Annotated in this window: 1 protein-coding gene; it reads right to left on the bottom strand. The window is 75.0% G+C overall.

From position 1 onward, the window contains the following. Positions 1-2,300, bottom strand: a 2,300-nt coding sequence (locus ABYE80_RS19910) for a beta strand repeat-containing protein (RefSeq protein ID WP_372792048.1), incomplete at both ends; no start/stop codon positions are given.

The raw sequence follows: 2,300 nt of genomic DNA, 5'->3' as shown, positions 1-2,300 counted from the left end.
CGGGTCGAGCGTCTCGTTCGGGTCGAACGGGTCGCACCCGGCGCCGTCACCCTCGTTCCCCCAGATCGCGTCCCCGTCGCTGCAGGTCTGGTCGCCGCCCGAGGGGGTCGCTCCGGGCGCCTTGGGCTTGTCGGGCTTCGCGACCGTGTTGTCGCACCCCGAGGACACGGGACGGGTCGAGCCCGACGAGGGCTTGGGGCTCTTCCCCGGCTTCAGCTTCGCCAGCTTGGCGAGCGCCGGGACGTCCTTGGGGTCGCCGAGCATCAGGTCTGAGCCTGGCCCGCAGTCGACCTCGTCGGCCTCCTCGTCGAGGCTGAAGCCCACGTCGTCCCCGGCACCGCCGTCGATGTCGTCCGCCCCCTTGTGCCCGTAGATCCGGTCGTTGCCCGCCGCGCCCTTGAGCTTGTCCTTGCCCGAGCCACCGCCGAGGACGTCATTGCCGGGCCCTCCGTCCACGACGTCGTTGCCCTTGCCTCCCCCGAGCGCGTCGTTGCCGGGCCCGCCGGTGATGCGGTCGTTCCCGGAGAGGCCCGCCACGAGGAAGAGCTTCCCGGTCGCACCGGCACGCAGGCTGCTGCGCGACGAGGCCCCCGCCGGCGCGGCGACGATCACGTCGGCTGCCTTCGATCCGACGACCGTCTCGATGTCGCCGCGGACGTCGTCGCCCTCGCCGGGGCTCCCGTCGTCGGCGCCGACACCGACCGTGACGCGGACGCCGGTGGTGCGGCCTCCGTAGTTGATCATGTCGATGCCGTCACCGCCGCTGTGGACATCGCCGTCCCCGGGCCCGCCCGGGCCGCCGAGCAGCGCGTCGTTGCCCGGTCCGCCCTCGTGGACGTCGGGCCCACCCGCCCCGTCCAGGACATCGTTCCCAGGGCCGCCCCGGAGGACGTTCGGCCCGCCGTCGCCCGTCAGGCGATCACGCGAGGAGCCGCCCTCCAGGTGCTCGAAGTCCGCCGCCAGGACATCGGGGTCCGCCGTCGGTCCGCCCGACGGCGCGCCGAGAGCGGCGACGACCGGCGTCGTGGCGTCGGCGTAGCTGAGGGTGTCGCTCCCGGCGTCACCGCCGAGGTCGTCCCGTCCGGGACCGCCGCGGACGAGATCGTCCCCGCCCGCCCCGCGGATGAGGTCCGGTCCGGAACCGCCGAGCAGCACGTCGGCCGCAGGGCCGCCGGTGATCTGCGCCGGGCCCGTGAACGCCGTGGCGTTCACCGTGTGCGGCCCCGGCCCGACCGCGAGGGCGGCGGCCTCGATCGTGCTCAGCGCGTCGGTGCCGAGACCCGTCAGCGCGGTCGGGGTGAGGACGAGGTCGACATCGCCGACGGCGACGACCGTGTCCGTTCCGTCCCCGCCCACGATGGAGTCGTCGCCTCCCCCACCGGCCAGCGCATCGTTGCCGGGCCCTCCGAGCAGCGTGTTGGGACCGGCGTCGCCCGTCAGGCTGTCCCCGGCCGTCCCCCCCTCGAGGATCTCGAAGTCCGCAGCGAGCGTGTCGGGCTCGTCGGCGGGACCGCCGCTCGGCGCGCCGAGCGCCACGCCGACCGGTGAGGACATGCCCGCGTAGCTCAGCGTGTCGATGCCGGCGTCTCCACCGAGGTCGTCCCGGCCGAGGTTGCCGCGGACGAGGTCGTTCCCGGCGCCGCCGCGGATGACGTCGGGCCCGGATCCGCCGAGCAGGACGTCGTCGGCCGGCCCCCCGGTGATGCGAGTGGCCCCGGTGAAGCCGGTGGCATCCACCGTGTGCGCGCCCGGACCGGTGGTCAGGGCGGCGGCCTCGACCGCGGTGAGGGTGTCGGCGCCGTCACCGGTCACGGCGGCGTCGGTCAGCGTGATGTCGGCGTCCGCGCCCACCTTCACCGTGTCCGATCCGGGTCCGCCGTCCATCCCGTCGTTCCCGGCCGCCCCCTCCAGGGTGTCGGCGCCACCGTTGCCCTTGAGCGTGTCGGTGCCGTCACCCCCGAGCAGGACGTCGCCGCCGGCGCCGCCCTCGAGCGTGTCGTCCCCGGACCCGCCGAGCAGGGAGGACGCCCCCGCACCGGCGAGGAGCTGGTCGTTCCCTCCAAGCCCCTCGAGGACCACCGACCCCGAGAAGGACCTCGCGTCGAAGGTGTCACCGGCGGCGGTGCCGGTGAGCTCGGCCCGCTCGATCTCGCGCAGCGAGGCCGGGACCGTCCCGATCAGCCGGGCGTCGCTCAGGAGGAACCCCGTGCCGGTCGCCTGGATGGTGTCCGTCCCGGCACCGCCCGCCACCGCGATCGCCACCCGGCCGGTGTTCGTGAGCACGAACCGGTCGTCGCCCG

This window comes from Paraconexibacter sp., from assembly GCF_041602235.1.
In the GTDB taxonomy this organism is placed as follows: Bacteria; Actinomycetota; Thermoleophilia; order Solirubrobacterales; family Solirubrobacteraceae; genus Paraconexibacter.
This window is presented reverse-complemented; position numbering and strand designations above follow the sequence as displayed.